Below are 15,916 nucleotides of genomic sequence, written 5' to 3' on the forward strand. Positions count from 1 at the left end.
TCCGGCCCCCGAGTCGACACGTGGTGTTGATCTCCGGCGACCCACAGTAGGGTCGTGCCGGAACGGTCCGGCCCGTCCGCCTGGGGGAACCGATGCGACCCACCGTCCGCCGCGCCACCGTCGCGGCCGCCGTGTCCACCACGATCGCCGGCCTGGCCGTGGCCGCCGCGACCGCCGCCGCCGCTGCGCCAGGCCGTTCCGGCGACGCCCCGCACGGGGGTGGGCCGGTCGACGTGCAGCTGCTCGCCCTCAACGACTTCCACGGCGCCCTCGAGCCGCCGAACGGGTCCGGCGGCCAGATCCGCACCGGGACCGAGCCGGACGGCACGCCGGTCAGCGTGCCGGCCGGTGGCTCCGCGTACCTGGCCACCCAGCTGGCCCAGCTCGCCGAGCAGCAGGAGGAGGACAACACGATCACCGTCGCCGCCGGCGACCTGATCGGTGCCTCGCCGCTGCTGTCGGCCGCGTTCCACGACGAGCCCACCATCGAGGCGCTCGGCCTGGCCGGGCTGGACTACGCCAGCGTCGGCAACCACGAGTTCGACGAGGGCGCCGCCGAGCTGCTGCGCATCCAGGACGGCGGCTGCCACCCGGTCGACGGCTGCGCCGACGGCACCCCCTACGCCGGCGCGGACTTCCGGTACCTGTCGGCCAACGCGTTCTGGACCGGGACCGGGGAGCCGCTGCTCGACCCGTACGCCGTCCACGAGGTGGACGGGGTCGAGATCGGGTTCATCGGCATGACCCTCGAGGGCACGGCCGACATCGTCACCCAGCAGGGCATCGCGGGGCTCGACTTCGCCGACGAGGTCGAGACGGCCGACCGGTACGCCGCCGAGCTGCAGGCCCAGGGCGTCGAGGCCATCGTCGTCCTGCTGCACGAGGGCGGCGCGCAGACCGGCGAGAACGCCTGGGACGTCGACGGCTGCAACGGCCTGACCGGGCCGATCGTCGACATCGCCACCGGGATGTCCGACGCCATCGACGTCGTCGTCAGCGGGCACACCCACCAGGCCTACACCTGTCGCATCGACTCCAAGCTCGTCACCAGCGCGAGCTCCAACGGCCGCCTCGTCACCGACATCGACCTGCGGGTGAACCGGCAGACCGGGGACGTCGTCCAGGCGACCGCCGACAACACCGTCGTCACCCGGGACCTGGCCGCGGACCCGGCGCAGACCGAGCTGATCGCCCGCTACCGCACCGCGCTCGGCCCGATCGCCAACGAGGTCGTCGGCCAGGCCACGGCCGACATCACCCGCACCGCCGACGACACGGGGGAGACGCCGCTGGGCGACCTCATCGCCGACGCGCAGCTGGCCGACACCCGGGACGAGCAGGCCGTCGCGGCCTTCATGAACCCCGGCGGGGTCCGGGCCGACCTCGGCGCGGGGGACATCACCTACGAGGAGGCCTTCACCGTCCAGCCGTTCGCCAACACGCTGGTGACGCTCGACCTGACCGGGGCCCAGCTCGACTGCCTCCTCGAGCAGCAGTACGTCGTCGACCGGGTGCTGCAGCCGTCGGCGACGGTCCGCTACACCGTGCGCCCGGACGCCCCGGCGGGCACGGCCGCCGACCCCTGCTCGGGCCAGCGGGTCGGCGACCTGGCCATCGAGGGCACCGCCGTGGACCCGGTCGCGGTCTACCGCGTCACGGTGAACGGCTTCCTCGCCGACGGTGGGGACGGCTTCACGGTGCTCCGGGAGGGCGCGAACCGGGTGACCACCTCGATCGACCTGGACGCGTTCGTCGCCTACCTGGGCGCGAACTCGCCCGTCGCACCGCCGGCCACCGACCGGATCACGGCCGGCTGAGGAAGGGCCTCCCTGCCCCCCGCCACTCGCAGGCTCGCGGCGGGACCCTGCAGGGAGGCCGACGACGGCGGCTCCCTCCCGGGGGCCGCCGTCGTCGTGCGTGCGGCTCGGATCCGGGACCGGCGTGTTCAGGACGGCGCCGTCCTGGGCAGGGCAGGGGAGACCGCCGACCCCGACCGGGAGGACGCCGAGAACGTGCGCCACCTCCGTGCCACCGCCGCCGTTGCCCCTCTGCTCGCCCTCGCCGCCTGTGCGTCCCCGGCCACCGGACCGACGCCCCGAGCGGTCGACGTCTCGCTCGCCGCGCAGGCCGTCGTCGCCACCCCACCGGAGGACGACGCGGCCTCCTGCACCAGCGCCTCCGGCTACCGGGTCGAGTTCCCGGCCGACTGGGCGACCAACGCCGACGGCGTGCTGCCGACCTGCAGCTGGTTCGGGCCCGGCGAGGAGGTCGTCGTCCCCGAGGCCTCCGACGCGCGGACCGCGCCCGTGGCCCTGCGGGTCGTCGACGCGCCCCTCGCGCGGGTCGCCGTGCCGATGCCGGACGAGGTGGCGCGCGCCGAGCTGGAGGTGGGCGGCCGGTCGGCGGTGCGCACCGAGCAGGTGACGACCGTGGGCCTGTACCCGGAGGGCACCCGCATCACGACGTGGGCGCTGGACCTCGACGGCCGCAGCCTGGTCGCCGACGCCGTCGAGCTGCCCGGCGGGGACCACGAACGCGCGGTCGCCGTCCTCGACGAGGTGGTGCGGACCCTCGAGCCGACCGCCGGCTGACCCCTGGGTGGACGCGTCCGATCCGGACGCGTCCACCCAGCGCGCACGCCCGTCGGGGTCAGCTGCTGATGGCGATCCGCCGCGGCTTGGCCTGCGCGGACTTCGGGACGCGCACCGTCAGCACGCCGTCGTGCAGCTGGGCGCTGACGTCGTCGGCGTCGACGTCGCCCGGCAGCGTCACCGAGTAGTGGAAGCGACCGACCCTGCGGGTGCGCCGGTGCAGGATGCCCGTGCGCTCCTTCTCCTCGATGTTGCCGGTGACCGTCAGCCGGCGGTCGTCGAGCTGGATGTCGACGTCCTCGCGCGCCACGCCCGGGAGGTCGATCTCGACGGTGTAGGCGTCGTCGGTCTCCTCGACGTCGGCCAGCGGGGACCACTGGTCCAGGGCGCCGCCGAGCCCGGACTGCCACAGCGTGTTCATCCGCTCGTAGAGCTCGTCCAGCTCACGGAAGGGGTCCCACCGCGCGACGGAGCGGGACGGGGAACGGACGGGGAGCGTCATGGTGCGTCCTCCTCTCGAGGTCTCGTCGTCGTGTCCGACACCCTGAGAACTTCCAGTGGCCGCTGTAGGTTCCCGGACGGCCTCTGGCCGACGCCCGCTCCGGCCGCGATCATCGTCGGGTGGCTGCCCCCGCCGGCGTGTCGGCCGGTTCCCCGCCGATGACCGATCCCGAGGAACGACCGGACGTCGACGTCCCGGTCCCGACCCTGGTCGGGGAGAGCGTCCTCGTCGAGCCGGACGCCGTCCGGATCCTGGACCGCCGCGTCTTCCCCTTCGAACGGACCTGGGTGACCTGCCGCAGCCACGAGGACGTGGCCCGGGCCATCGAGGAGATGGTCACCCAGAGCCTCGGCCCGCTGTTCGCGGCCGCGGGCGGGATGACGCTCGCCGCCCGGGAGGCCGACCGGCTGCCGACGGCACGGGCGCGACGGGAGTTCCTGACCGGGGCCGGCCGCCGGCTGGTCGCCACCCGGCCGACCAACAACGCCATCCGGGACGTCGTCGCCGAGCTGTCGACCGTCGGGACGGCTGCCGTGGACGCCGGGGAGCTGCCGGGTCCCGCCGTCGAGCAGGCCGCCCGGGCGGTCGCGGAGCGGCACCGGGCCGGCCACCGGCGCCTGGGTGAGCACGCCGCCGCGCTGATCCCGGACGGCGCCACGGTCCTGACCCACTGCTGGGCGGAGTCCTACCTCACCGAGACCGTCGCGGCGGTGCTGCGCTCGGGCAAGCGCATCGACGCCGTGTGCACCGAGACCCGGCCCTACCTCCAGGGCGCCCGCCTGACCGCGGAGAGCCTGGCGGAGATGGGCGTCCCCACGCGGCTGGTCACCGACGGCATGCCCGCGCACCTCATGAGCCGGGGCGACGTCACCACCTTCGTGACCGGCGCCGACCGCGTTCCCATGGACGGCTCCGTCGTGAACAAGATCGGCACCCTGCAGATCGCGATCGCCGCGCACACCTTCGGGGTGCCGTACCTGGCGCTCGTCCAGGCGCCGGACCGGCAGGCGCCGGACGCGTCCGCCGTGGAGCTCGAGGACCGGGACGGCCGCGAGGTGCTGCAGTGCCTCGGCCACCGCACGGCGTCCGGGTCCGTTCCCGGCGTCTACCCCGCCTTCGACGTGACCCCGCCGCGGTTCGTCAGCGTCGTGGTCACCGACCGCGGGCGGTTCGCCCCGTCCGACGTGGCCTCCTACTTCGCCGCATGAGGGCGGCCGCGACCCGTGCGGAGGTGGTCGACCAGCTCGTCGAGGTCGGCCGCCTGGCGGTCGAACGCGGGCTGGTGCTGGCCAGCGGCGGCAACCTCTCCGCTCGGCTGCCGGGGGAGTCCGAGTTCGTGGTGACCGCGGCCGGCACGTGGCTGGACCGGCTGACCCCCGCGGACTTCAGCGTGCTGACCCTGGACGGCGAGGTCACCGCCGGTGCCGCGCGGCCGTCGAGCGAGTGGAAGCTCCACCAGCGCACCTACCGCGCCCGCCCGGACGTGAACGCCGTCGTCCACCTGCACCCGCAGCACGCCGTCCTGGTCGACGCCCTCGGCCACCGGATCCGGCTGATCACCCTCGACCACGCCTGCTACGTGCGGTCGGTCGGCACGGTCCCGTACTCCCCGAACGGCTCCGACGAGCTCGCCGACGGTGCCGCCGAGCAGGCGCGGCGGCACGACTGCATCGTGCTGTCGCACCACGGCTGCTCGGCGCTGGGGCCGGACGTCGGCATGGCCTTCCGGCGGGCGCTGAACCTGGAGGAAGCGGCCACGGCCACCTACCGCGCCCTGCTGCTCGGCGACACGAGCTGCACCTTCCCGCCGGAGGGCCTCGCCGGCCTGCGCCACGACCTCCCCTGACGCCGCAGGTGCCACCGCCCGCCGGGTGCCGGGGCGGGGGACTACCGGCTGAGCGCCTGCTCGAGGTGGTCGCGCAGGACGGCGGCGTTGTTGTGCTCGCGGTCCCGGGCGGCGTAGAGCAGGACGACGTCGCCCTCGGCGGCGGCGTCCCGCAGCGGCGCCCAGGTCTCGGGGGAGGCGTCGAGCTCGGCGACGTACCGGCGGCGGAACTCCTCCCACCGGGCCGGGTCGTGGCCGAACCACCGGCGCAGCTCGTCGCTGGGGGCGGCGTCGCGGAGCCAGCCGTCCAGGGCCAGGGCGTCCCGCGCGACCCCGCGCGGCCACAACCGGTCGACGAGGAAGCGGGCCCCCGGGACGCCGGCGTCGAACTCGTGGACCCGCGCGATCCGGATCACCGTGGTGCCCCGGAGCGGTCAGCCGCGGACGGCGTCGAGGTAGTCGGGGTAACCGGCGACGACGTCCTCGATCTCGACGATGTCCGGGAAGTCGGCCGCGTCCTGGTGGCCGAGGAGGAAGCGGACGGTCCGCCGGACCAGCTCCTCGTCGTCCACCTCGAGGCCGAGCTCCTCGCGGAGCCCCGGGCTGAGCCGGAACCACGACTCGGTCTCCTCGCCGTTCCCGCGCAGCCGCACGACGTACTCGGACTCGCCCTGCGCCTCGATCCGGAAGGGGTCGGTCATGTGCGTCGCCTACCCCGTCGCGGGGTCGGATCACCGCAGCGGGGTGGGCGCTGCGGTGATCCGCGCCAGGGGGCAAGCTCGGGACATGACCGACACCTCCGGACCGCCGTTCCGTGCCGACCACGTCGGCAGCCTCCTGCGCCCGCAGGGCCTGCTCGAGGCCAGGGCCCGCTTCGCCGCCGGGGAGATCGACGCGGCCGAGCTGCGGAGCGTCGAGGACGAGGCGATCGCCGACGTCGTCCGCCTGCAGGGGGACGTCGGCCTGCGCACCGCCACCGACGGCGAGTTCCGCCGCGCCTCGTGGCACATGGACTTCATCTACGCCATCGGCGGCATCAGCAAGGTGACCGGCGAGGACATCGTCGTCCACTTCAAGAACGCCGACGGCACCATCGACTTCACGCCGGCGGGCCTGCACGTCGACGGGCCGCTGTCGATCGACGAGCCCATCTTCGCCGCGGACTTCGCGTACCTGCAGGGGCAGGTCGGGCAGACGCAGACGGCGAAGCTCACGATCCCCTCGCCCTCGATGGTCCACTACCGCGGCGGCGCCGCGGCGATCGACCCGGCCGTCTACCCCGACGAGGACGCCTTCTGGGACGCGCTGTCGGCGGCCTACGCCCAGCAGGTGCGGGGCATCGCCGCGCAGGGCTGCACCTACCTGCAGCTGGACGACACCAGCCTGGCCTACCTCAACGACCCCGCGCAGCGCGCCGAGCTGGCCGCGCAGGGCCGCGACGCCGAGCACCAGCACGAGCGCTACATCCGGCAGATCAACGCCGCGCTGGCCGGCCGCCCGGAGGGGCTGACGGTCACCACGCACATGTGCCGGGGCAACTTCCGCTCCTCGTGGGTGGCCGAGGGCGGGTACGACTTCGTCGCCGAGGCACTGTTCGGCGGCCTGGAGGTCGACGGCTTCTTCCTCGAGTACGACGACGCCCGCTCCGGCGGCTTCGAGCCGTTGCGCTTCGTGCCGCCGGGCAAGCGCGTCGTCCTGGGCCTGGTCACCACCAAACGCCCGCAACTGGAGGACAAGGACGACCTCAAGCGGCGCATCGACGAGGCCGCGCGGTACGTGCCGCTGGAGCAGCTGGCGCTGTCCCCCCAGTGCGGCTTCTCCTCGACCGTCGAGGGCAACGCCCTGACCCGGGACGAGCAGATCGCCAAGCTGGCGCTCGTCGTCGAGACCGCCCAGGAGGTCTGGGGGTACTGAGAGGACCTCGGCCCCCACCGCTCGCGAGCTCGCGGCGGGCCCTGCAGGGGGCCGTTCCAGCACGTCGCCCGGCTCGCGGTGGGGCGAGGGGGCCTCGATCACGGGCGGATCACGACCCGCGCCCGCCTCCGGCCCCTCCTGGTGGAGCGGGCCGGGGGCTTGGCATGCTCCCTGCGTCCAGAGGACGGCGTCGTCCGGACGCTGTCTGCGCGCGCAGGGAGGGGCGACCGTGTCCACCACCGTCAGCAGGCCCGACACCGACGGAGGACCCCCGGGAGGGGGCGGCCGCCGCCGACCGTCGGTGAAGACCGTCCTCGTCTGGACGGCGGTGGCCGTCGTCGGCGCCGTCGCCTGGACGGTGCTCGCGCTCGCGCGCGGCGAGACGGTCTCGGCCCTCTGGATCCTGTTCGCCGCGCTGTGCTCCTACGCGATCGCGTACCGCTTCTACGCGAAGTTCATCGCGCGCCGCGTGCTCGGGGTCGACGACCGGCGGGCCACCCCGGCCGAGCGGCTGCACAACGGCATCGACTTCGACGTCACCGACCGGCGGGTGCTCTTCGGGCACCACTTCGCCGCGATCGCCGGCGCCGGCCCGCTGGTCGGGCCGGTGCTCGCCGCGCAGATGGGCTACCTGCCCGGCACCATCTGGATCATCGTCGGCGTCATCTTCGCCGGTGCGGTGCAGGACATGACCGTCCTGTTCTTCTCGATGCGCCGCAACGGCAAGAGCCTCGGCCAGATGGTCCGCGAGGAGATCGGGATCGTCGGCGGTATCGCGGCGCTCATCGCCGTCTTCGCCATCATGATCATCATCCTGGCCGTGCTGGCGCTGATCGTGGTCAACGCGCTCGCCGAGTCGCCGTGGGGCGTGTTCTCCATCGCGCTGACCATCCCGATCGCCCTGTTCATGGGCATCTACCTGCGCACCATCCGACCAGGGCGGGTCCTCGAGGCCACCGCGATCGGCGTGGTCCTGCTGCTGGCCGCGGTCATCGGTGGCGGCCTCATCGACGACACCGGGCTGGGCGAGGCGCTGACGCTGTCGAAGGAGTGGCTGGTCCTCGCGCTCGTGGTCTACGGGTTCGTGGCCTCGGTGCTGCCGGTGTGGCTGCTGCTCACCCCGCGCGACTACCTGTCGACCTTCATGAAGGTCGGCGTCATCGTCCTGCTCGCCATCGGCCTGCTGCTGGCCCGGCCGGTGCTGCAGGCCGACGCGGTCACCGACTTCGCCCGGGAGGGCACCGGCCCGGTCTTCGCCGGGTCGCTGTTCCCGTTCGTGTTCATCACCATCGCCTGCGGCGCGCTGTCGGGCTTCCACGCGCTGATCTCCTCGGGGACGACGCCGAAGATGGTGGCCAAGGAGAGCCAGGTCCGCCTCATCGGCTACGGCGGCATGCTGATGGAGTCCTTCGTCGCGATCAGCGCGCTCATCGCCGCCGTCGTGATCGACCAGGGGCTCTACTTCGCGATGAACAGCCCGGCCGGGGCCACCGGCGGCACCGTGGAGAGCGCGGCCGCCTACGTGAACGGCCTGGGCTTCGACACCACGGCGCAGGACCTGGCCGCGGCCTCCGCGGCGGTCCAGGAACCCAGCCTGGTCTCCCGCACCGGTGGCGCGCCCACCCTCGCCGTCGGCATCGCGAACATCCTGTCCGACGCGTTCGGCGCGGGCATGGCCGCGTTCTGGTACCACTTCGCGATCATGTTCGAGGCGCTGTTCATCCTCACCGCCGTCGACGCCGGCACCCGGGTGGGCCGGTTCATGCTGCAGGACACGATCGGCAACGTCTGGAAGCGCTTCGGCGACCTGTCGTGGCGGCCCGGCAACATCATGGCCAGCGCTGCGGTGGTCGCGCTGTGGGGCTACATCCTCTACGTCGGGGTCACCGACCCGCTGGGCGGCGTGAACCAGCTCTTCCCGCTGTTCGGCATCGCCAACCAGCTGCTGGCCGCCATCGCCCTGACCCTGGTCACGGTGCTGCTGATCAAGCACGGCAAGGTGAAGTACGCCTGGGTCACCGGCATCCCGCTGGCGTGGGACCTCGTGGTCACCATGACGGCGAGCTTCCAGAAGGTGTTCTCGGCGGACCCGACCGTGGGGTACTTCGCGCAGCGGGCGCGGTACGCCGCGGCCCGGGACGCCGGCGAGCTCCTGGCACCGGCCCAGAGTGCCGAGCAGATGGACCGGATCGTCTACAACTCGACCCTGAACGGCGTGCTGCAGGCGGTCTTCGCGGTGCTCGTCCTGGTGGTCGTGGTGAACGCCGTCGTCGTGATCGCCCGCGCGCTGCGGGCCCGCGGGCCGGTGCCGACCACCGAGGAGCCGGCGGTGCCGTCGTCCATCGTCGAGCCCTCCGGGCTGTTCGCGACCGCGGACGAGAAGCGGGCCATGGCCGAGCACGAGCGGCTGGTCGGCGCGGGCGCGCGGGGCCACGGCACCTTCACGGAGGAGGGTCCGTCCCGGTGAGCGGGGGGATGGCCACCGCCGTCCGGTCGGCCACCGGCCGCGCCTGGCACGGGGTGCGCTGGTACCTGCGCGAGTGGAGCGGCGAGGCCCGCTGGGACGACTACCTGCGGCACTGCGCCGAACACGGGCACCAGCCGATGAGCCGGCGCGAGTTCGAGCGTCGCCGCGCCGACGAGCGGGAGCGCAACCCGGTCAGCCGCTGCTGCTGACTCCGAGCACGACCGCGGCCCCGGCCCCCGCACAGGGGACCGGGGCCGCGGTCCGTGTGCGACGAGCCGGCTCGCCCGTCACGACAGACCCGCGGCGTCACACCCGTGTGCGGAGCCGTCCACCCGGGGGTCCGGGCTGCCGAGATCGGGGGCACGTTGCCGTGGCCCCGCGGGCCCGTCCGAGAGGTGGCACCCGTGTCCGTGCCGTCGTCGTCCCACCGTCGTGATCGCCGCACCGAGCTGCGCACCGGCATGTCCCTGCTCGCCAGTGCGGCCGCCGACCTCGGGGTCGGTGCCGAACCCGAGGTCCGCGTGCTGCGGGACGGCCGGCTCTGGCTCGCCGAGCTCGGGACGGCGGTGACCGCGGCCGACGTCTACCAGGCCGCCCGCGGTCTGGTCGCCGCCCAGCTGGACGCCATCGCCGACGTCTCGGGCCGGCCGGTGGAGGACCACGCGCTCGCCTGGCTGGTGACCCTGCAGACCAACGAGGTCGTGGTCGGTCTCGAGGGCCTCGACCTGGAGGGCGACGCGGCCTGAAGGAGGACCCGGCTCGGGTCGGCGGTCCCTCAGCCGGCCGCCGGCGCGGGCTCGGGCCGGGGCTCCTCGGCGGGCCCCCGCTCCTCCGGCCGGCGCCGCAGCGAGACCCCGCGCAGCGCCAGCGCCGCGGCCGGTGGCAGGACGGCGAGCGTCGGGAGCAGGTAGCGGAAGTCGAACGAGGCGGTCGCGGCCGGACCGGCCATGAGGGTGAGCCCGATGAGCGCCATCAGCGCGGGGTCCAGCCGGTCCTGCCAGTCGCGCCGGCGCAGGAACAGCGCACCCAGGCCCACCAGCATGCACACGCCGAGCACCGGGCCGGGGGTGTAGAAGTACCGCTGGTACGAGCGCAGGTCGCCGACCATCTCCTCGTCGTAGCCGTACGGCCCCGGGGCGAGCACCGGCGTGCAGTTGTACTGCTCCACCGGTTCCGCGTACGGGAAGGCCCACCAGGTCGGGCAGGTGTCCTGCGGGCCGGAGACGCGGCCCGGCTCGACGTAGTGCACGGTCTCCGAGAGCAGCTGGCGCAGGTAGTCCCACGGCTGGCCCGTGATGGCGATGGTGGCGAACTCCGCGAGGTCCTCCTCCGACCACACCCGCTCGCCGTCCACCACGGCGTTGGCCGGGCTGTCGGCGAACCAGACGAACTGGTCGCCGGGGCGGCGCTCCTCCGGCGGCTGCGTCGGGCACAGGGGCTGCAGCCGCTCGGGCACGTCCAGCTCCTCGCACTGGACGAAGGTGGCGACCCGTCCGTAGAGGAAGTGGCCGGTGTAGTCGGTCAGCCCGAACGAGCCGTGCACGCTCCCGAACCAGGCCGCGTAGGGCAGCAGCACCGCCGCGACGCCGCCGAGGAAGGCGACGACCGCCGGCCAGCGCAGCGTCCGGACCAGCAACCGCACGACCAGGTAGACGAACACGACGCCCACGAGGAAGAGCCCCACCGTGCGGGTGAGCGTCAGCAGGCCCAGGACGACGCCGACCGCCGCGACCAGCAGCGGGCCCGGCCGCTCGCGGACCAGCAGGAGCACCAGCGCGACGGCCATGAGGAACACGAAGAGCGTCTCGGCCAGGATGAAGTGCTCGATGTTGAGCAGGTAGGCGTCGAAGGCCAGCGGCAGGACGGCGAGCACGCTCAGCCAGCGGGCGACGCCGCGGCGCTGCAGCAGCGCGTAGACCAGCACCACGACCGCCAGGCCGAGCACGTGCTGGACGATCGCCACCTCGCGGAACGTGGTGACCGGGTCCAGCAGGGCCAGGAAGGCCGAGTAGCCCCACGGCCGGTCGACGGCGGGCTCGACCCACTCGGCCCGGTCGACGTAGGTGCCCGAGTCGGGGAACCACAGCGCCGTCGAGTACGCCGCGGTGACGTAGCCGCGCGCGATCGCGGCGAGGACCAGCACGACGAGGAAGACGGCGTGCCGGCGGGCCAGCCGGAACGCGCGGGCCGCCGGGCCCGGGCGGGCGGCGTCGGCTGCCCCGGACGCGGGCGCGCCCGCCGCCGGCGCGGGGTCCTCGAGGGACTCCGGCCGGCGACGGGCGCCTGGTGCCTGCGTCACGCCGCCGTGGGGCGGGGACTCCCGTGGTCGTCCGCCGTGGCGTCCGTGCGCTGCGACGAGACCTCCTCGTGGTAGTCCTCTTCCACGTTGACGTCCCAGATGTCGTGGTGCGTGCCGTCCGCGATGTTCTGCACGGTCAGCATGGCCGTGAGCATCGAGTGGTCCTGGTTGTTGTAGCGGAACATGCCGTTGCGCCCGACCGGGTGCAGGTTCGGCGTGTTCTCCTCGATCCAGCGCCGGATGACCTCGACGTTCTCCTTGTACCCGGCGTCGTAGAACGGGTAGGCCTTCGGCATCCGGACGACGAAGCCGCGCTCGACGTCGGAGGCCTTGGCGAGCCCGAGCTGCTCGAGCTCACGGGCCCCCTGGGCGATGAGGTCCTCGTCTGACCGGTTCCAGGTGTCGTCGCCGACGTTGACGAAGAACTCCAGGCCGAGGCAGGTGCGCCCGTCCTTGACCAGGTACGGCGACCAGGAGCCGAAGTTCTGGATCCGGCCGACCTGGACGTCGGGGGAGTGGATGTAGATCCAGTTGTCGGGGAAGCCGGCCTCGACCGGGAGCACGAGCGCCACGGTGAGGAAGTCGCGGTACTTCAGGGCGTCGGCCGCCGCCAGCACCTCCGCCGGGGGCTTCGGGTCGAGGGCGTTCACCAGGGAGGAGAACGGCATCGAGCTGATGACGTGGTCGGCCTCGTAGCGCTTCTCGGCGCCGATGTCGTTTCGGCTGGCCTCGGGCGCGCCCGCGCCGGCGCCGTAGCCGCCGGTGACCACCGTGGTCAGAGCGGTGACACCGCGACCGGGCTCCCAGTGCACGGTGCGGACCTTCTCCTCCATGACCACCGTGCCGCCGCGCTCCTGCACCTTGCGCGCGGCGGTCTCCCACATCATCCCGGGCCCGTACTTGGGGTACTGGAACTCCTCGATGAGGGAGGTGATCTCCTTCTGGTTGCGCTTGGGGGTCAGCGCGTTGACCACCGCACCGACCAGCGACAGGTTCTTGATCCGCTGGGCGGCGAAGTCGGCCGGCAGCTGGTCGACCGGGACGCCCCAGAGCTTCTCGTTGTAGGTCTTGAAGAAGTGCTGGTAGAGGCGCTTGCCGAAGCGGGCGACGATCCAGCCCTCCAGGGTGTCCTGGTTCTTCGGCGGGCGGATCCGCGCCCACAGGTAGGACGCCACGCACCGCACGGCCTCGACCGGGCCGAGGTTGCCCAGGGCGTTGCCGGCCTTGAGCGGGTAGTCGTAGAGCTTGCCGTCGTAGAAGATCCGGCTCATCCGCGGCCGGAGCAGGAAGTCCTCGTCGGGGAGGATCTCGTGCCAGAGCGCCTCGACCTCGGGGACCTTGGTGAAGAAGCGGTGGCCGCCGATGTCGAAGCGCCAGCCCTCCCGCTCGGCGGTGCGGCTGATGCCGCCCACCATCGAGTCACCCTCCAGCACGGTGACCGGAACCTGGCGACGGACCAACTCGTAGGCGGCGGTCAGCCCCGCGGGTCCGGCGCCGATCACCGCCACGCTGGTGCGGTTGCCGTCGGTGGTCATGAACTCTCGCCTTCTCGCTGTAGGACCCACGACGACGCGGCTCGGACGACCCCGACCGTTCCGGACGACCCCGTCCCATGGGATGACAGATTCGCCTTTGCACGGTACGTGGGCCGCTGTCCGGTGGCCACGCCGCCTCCGTGCCACCGACACGACACCGACACGACGCGGCCCCCGACCTCGGGTCGAGGGCGGGGGCCGCGGAGCGTCCGTCGAGGTCAGATGTCGTAGTACATCGCGAACTCGTGCGGGTGCGGGCGCAGGCGGATCGGGTCGATCTCGTTCTCCCGCTTGTACTCGATCCACGTCTCGATCAGGTCGGGGGTGAACACCCCGCCGTCGACGAGGTACTCGTGGTCGACCTCGAGCCGGTCGAGGACGGCGTCCAGCGAGGCCGGCACCTTCTCGATGCCCAGGGCCTCCTCGGGCGGCAGTTCGTAGAGGTCCTTGTCCACCGGCGCCGGCGGCTCGATCTTGTTCTTGATGCCGTCGAGGCCGGCCATCAGCATCGCCGAGAAGGCGAGGTAGGGGTTGGCCGACGGGTCGGGCACGCGGAACTCGATGCGCTTGGCCTTGGGGCTGTCGCCGGAGATCGGGATGCGGCAGCAGGCCGACCGGTTGCGGGCCGAGTAGACCAGGTTGATCGGGGCCTCGTAGCCGGGCACCAGGCGGTGGTAGCTGTTCACCGTCGGGTTGGTGAAGGCCAGCAGCGACGGGGCGTGGGCCAGCAGGCCGCCGATGTAGTGGCGGGCGGTGTCGGACAGGCCCGCGTAGCCGGTCTCGGCGTGGAAGAGCGGCTCGCCGTCCTTCCAGAGCGACTGGTGGCAGTGCATGCCGGAACCGTTGTCACCGAACAGCGGCTTGGGCATGAAGGTGGCGGTCTTGCCGGCGGCCCAGGCGGTGTTCTTGACGATGTACTTGAACAGCATCAGGCTGTCGGCCGACCGCAGCAGGGTGTCGAACTTGTAGTTGATCTCGGCCTGGCCGCCGGTGCCCACCTCGTGGTGACCGCGCTCGAGCTCCAGGCCCGCGCGGGTCAGGTTGAGCATCATGTCCGCGCGCAGGTCGCTCTGGTGGTCGTAGGGCTCCACCGGGAAGTAGCCGCCCTTGGGCCGGGTCTTGTAGCCCAGGTTCGGGCCGCCGTTCTCGCCGGTCAGCGAGCCGGAGTTCCAGGAGCCCTCGACCGCGTCGATGTGGTAGTAGCCCTCGTTGATGCCGGTCGAGTGCCGGATCGAGTCGAAGACGTAGAACTCCGCCTCGGGGCCGAAGTAGGCGGTGTCGGCGATGCCGCTGCTGGCGAGGTACGCCTCGGCCTTCTTCGCCACGTTCCGCGGGTCGCGGCTGTAGGCCTCGCGGGTGATCGGGTCGTGGATGAAGAAGTTGATGTTCAGCGTCTTGTGCTTGCGGAACGGGTCCACGAAGGCGCTGTTGGCGTCGGGCAGCAGCAGCATGTCCGACTCGTTGATCGCCTGGAAGCCGCGGATCGAGGAGCCGTCGAACCCGAGACCGTCGGCGAACGTGTCCTCGCCGAAGGTCGACGCGGGGATCGTGAAGTGCTGCATGACGCCGGGCAGGTCGCAGAAGCGGACGTCGACGAACTGGACGTCGTTGTCGCGGATGTAGGCGGCGACCTCGTCGGGACTGGTGAACATCGATCCTCCGGGTTGGGGCGGACAGCCGGTGGCGAACGTACGATCGGGCGGTTGCCCTGCGGTGTCTCGGGTGTTTCGGGCCGGTAACAACGCTCCCGGCGTGTCGCCGACCCCGTCGCCGCCGGTCGGGCGGACGGTCTGCGCGCGCGTCCTACGCTGAGGTCCATGGTCCGGGACGCGCAGCCACCCTCTCAAGAGCGCCCGCGGGGCGCCGCCCTGGGGCTACCCGCCGAGGGGCCCGGCTCCCTGGCCTCCTTCGGCAGCCGGATCGGCGCCTTCCTCGTCGACGCCGTGGCCGCGGCGCTGATCGCGGGCCTGTTCACCGCGCCCTCGCTGCCCGGCAACTGGAGCCTGCTGCCGTTCGGGCTGATCACCGTGGTCACGCTCGTCGCCTTCGGGCAGACGCCGGGGATGCGGCTGCTCGGCCTGCGGCTGGCGCACCCGCGGGCGGGGGAGCGGCTGGCGCTGTGGCGGGCCGTCGTCCGGACGGCGCTGCTCATGCTGCTGGTGCCCGCGCTCGTGGTGGACGCCGACGGCCGCGGGCTGCACGACCGGCTGACCGACACCGCCGTGGTCCGCGACGCGTGATCGTCCGTCGGGAACGGCCGGCCGACCACGCCGCCGTCCACGCGCTGCACGCCGCCGCCTTCCGGCCGCCCGGCGCGCGGCCCGACGCCGACGTCGTCGAGGCCCGGCTGACCGACGAGCTGCGCGAGGACGCCGGCTTCCTGCCGCACCTGTCCCTCGTCGCCACGGACGGCGACGCGGTGGTCGGGCACGTGATCGCCACCCGCGGCTGGCTGGAGCCCCTCGGCGTCCCGGCGCTCGGGCTGGGTCCGCTCGGTGTCCTCCCCGCGGCTCAGGGCAGAGGCGTGGGCACCGTGCTGGTGCACGCGCTGCTCGCCGTGGCCGAGGCGGCCGACGAGCGGCTGGTCGCGCTGCTCGGGGCGCCCGGCTACTACCGGCGGTTCGGGTTCGTCGCGGCCGCCACCGTGGGGGTGGCCGCGCCCGACCCGGCGTGGGGCGAGCACTTCCAGGCCCGCTGGCTCGCCGACCGGCGCGCCGAGGGCACGTTCCGGTACGCGGAGCCCTTCGCCCGGCTGTGAGCCCGGGACGCGCGGAGCCCGTGCC

General features: G+C 73.1%; 16 protein-coding genes. 10 read left to right on the plus strand and 6 right to left on the minus strand.

Features of this window, described 5'->3' with window-relative positions; translation table 11 throughout:
• The first annotated feature begins 92 nt into the window (after positions 1–92).
• Positions 93–1,817, plus strand: a complete 1,725-nt coding sequence (locus tag ACI79G_RS10985; RefSeq protein WP_456881161.1) for a bifunctional metallophosphatase/5'-nucleotidase — start codon at positions 93–95, stop codon at positions 1,815–1,817.
• Between the two features lie 195 nt (positions 1,818–2,012).
• On the plus strand, positions 2,013–2,591 hold the full coding sequence (locus ACI79G_RS10990) for a hypothetical protein (protein WP_456881162.1): 579 nt from the start codon (positions 2,013–2,015) through the stop codon (positions 2,589–2,591).
• Positions 2,592–2,649: 58 nt separating this feature from the next.
• Here the strand turns inward: ACI79G_RS10990 and ACI79G_RS10995 are convergent, their stop codons facing one another.
• On the minus strand, positions 2,650–3,093 hold the full coding sequence (locus ACI79G_RS10995) for an Hsp20/alpha crystallin family protein (protein WP_456881163.1): 444 nt from the start codon (positions 3,091–3,093) through the stop codon (positions 2,650–2,652).
• Positions 3,094–3,212: 119 nt separating this feature from the next.
• Between ACI79G_RS10995 and ACI79G_RS11000 the strand changes: the two genes are divergently transcribed.
• Complete coding sequence (locus ACI79G_RS11000) at positions 3,213–4,301, plus strand: s-methyl-5-thioribose-1-phosphate isomerase (RefSeq protein ID WP_456881164.1); 1,089 nt, start codon at positions 3,213–3,215, stop codon at positions 4,299–4,301.
• Positions 4,298–4,939, plus strand: a complete 642-nt coding sequence (locus ACI79G_RS11005) for a class II aldolase/adducin family protein (protein ID WP_456881165.1) — start codon at positions 4,298–4,300, stop codon at positions 4,937–4,939. The genes ACI79G_RS11000 and ACI79G_RS11005 overlap by 4 nt, the downstream gene beginning before the upstream one ends.
• 41 nt (positions 4,940–4,980) lie before the next feature.
• On the opposite strand, the gene ACI79G_RS11010 is transcribed toward ACI79G_RS11005, so the two are convergent.
• Positions 4,981–5,334, minus strand: coding sequence for a DUF488 domain-containing protein (locus ACI79G_RS11010; RefSeq protein WP_456881166.1), 354 nt, complete (start codon positions 5,332–5,334; stop codon positions 4,981–4,983).
• Positions 5,335–5,352: 18 nt separating this feature from the next.
• Positions 5,353–5,619: a hypothetical protein gene (locus ACI79G_RS11015; RefSeq protein ID WP_456881167.1), complete on the minus strand. Its 267-nt coding sequence runs from the start codon at positions 5,617–5,619 to the stop codon at positions 5,353–5,355.
• An 85-nt stretch (positions 5,620–5,704) separates the two neighbouring features.
• On the opposite strand from ACI79G_RS11015, the gene ACI79G_RS11020 reads away from it, so the two are divergent.
• From ACI79G_RS11020 to ACI79G_RS11035, 4 genes are all read left to right on the plus strand, one after another.
• Positions 5,705–6,832: a 5-methyltetrahydropteroyltriglutamate--homocysteine S-methyltransferase gene (locus ACI79G_RS11020; protein WP_456881168.1), complete on the plus strand. Its 1,128-nt coding sequence runs from the start codon at positions 5,705–5,707 to the stop codon at positions 6,830–6,832.
• 229 nt (positions 6,833–7,061) lie between these two features.
• On the plus strand, positions 7,062–9,299 hold the full coding sequence (locus ACI79G_RS11025) for a carbon starvation CstA family protein (protein WP_456881169.1): 2,238 nt from the start codon (positions 7,062–7,064) through the stop codon (positions 9,297–9,299).
• Complete coding sequence (locus ACI79G_RS11030; protein WP_456881170.1) at positions 9,296–9,508, plus strand: CstA-like transporter-associated (seleno)protein; 213 nt, start codon at positions 9,296–9,298, stop codon at positions 9,506–9,508. Before ACI79G_RS11025 ends, ACI79G_RS11030 begins: the two co-directional genes overlap by 4 nt.
• Positions 9,509–9,703: 195 nt before the next feature.
• On the plus strand, positions 9,704–10,045 hold the full coding sequence (locus ACI79G_RS11035; protein WP_456881171.1) for a hypothetical protein: 342 nt from the start codon (positions 9,704–9,706) through the stop codon (positions 10,043–10,045).
• A gap of 29 nt (positions 10,046–10,074) precedes the next feature.
• On the opposite strand, the gene ACI79G_RS11040 is transcribed toward ACI79G_RS11035, so the two are convergent.
• The 3 genes from ACI79G_RS11040 to glnA form a co-directional block, all read right to left on the minus strand.
• Positions 10,075–11,598, minus strand: a complete 1,524-nt coding sequence (locus tag ACI79G_RS11040; RefSeq protein WP_456881172.1) for a phospholipid carrier-dependent glycosyltransferase — start codon at positions 11,596–11,598, stop codon at positions 10,075–10,077.
• Positions 11,595–13,133 carry an NAD(P)/FAD-dependent oxidoreductase gene (locus tag ACI79G_RS11045; protein WP_456881173.1) on the minus strand — a complete coding sequence of 513 codons (1,539 nt, stop codon included), beginning with the start codon at positions 13,131–13,133 and terminating at the stop codon, positions 11,595–11,597. Before ACI79G_RS11045 ends, ACI79G_RS11040 begins: the two co-directional genes overlap by 4 nt.
• Before the next feature lie 218 nt (positions 13,134–13,351).
• Positions 13,352–14,785 (minus strand): type I glutamate--ammonia ligase, encoded by a 1,434-nt coding sequence (glnA, locus tag ACI79G_RS11050; protein ID WP_456881174.1) that lies wholly within the window; start codon positions 14,783–14,785, stop codon positions 13,352–13,354.
• Positions 14,786–14,950: 165 nt separating this feature from the next.
• On the opposite strand from glnA, the gene ACI79G_RS11055 reads away from it, so the two are divergent.
• A complete protein-coding gene (locus ACI79G_RS11055; RefSeq protein WP_456881175.1) occupies positions 14,951–15,373 on the plus strand; it encodes an RDD family protein in 423 nt (140 codons plus the stop codon).
• Positions 15,370–15,891, plus strand: a complete 522-nt coding sequence (locus ACI79G_RS11060) for a GNAT family N-acetyltransferase (RefSeq protein ID WP_456881176.1) — start codon at positions 15,370–15,372, stop codon at positions 15,889–15,891. The genes ACI79G_RS11055 and ACI79G_RS11060 overlap by 4 nt, the downstream gene beginning before the upstream one ends.
• Positions 15,892–15,916: the final 25 nt, after the last annotated feature.

The sequence above is a fragment of the Geodermatophilus sp. SYSU D00779 genome (genome assembly GCF_054050595.1).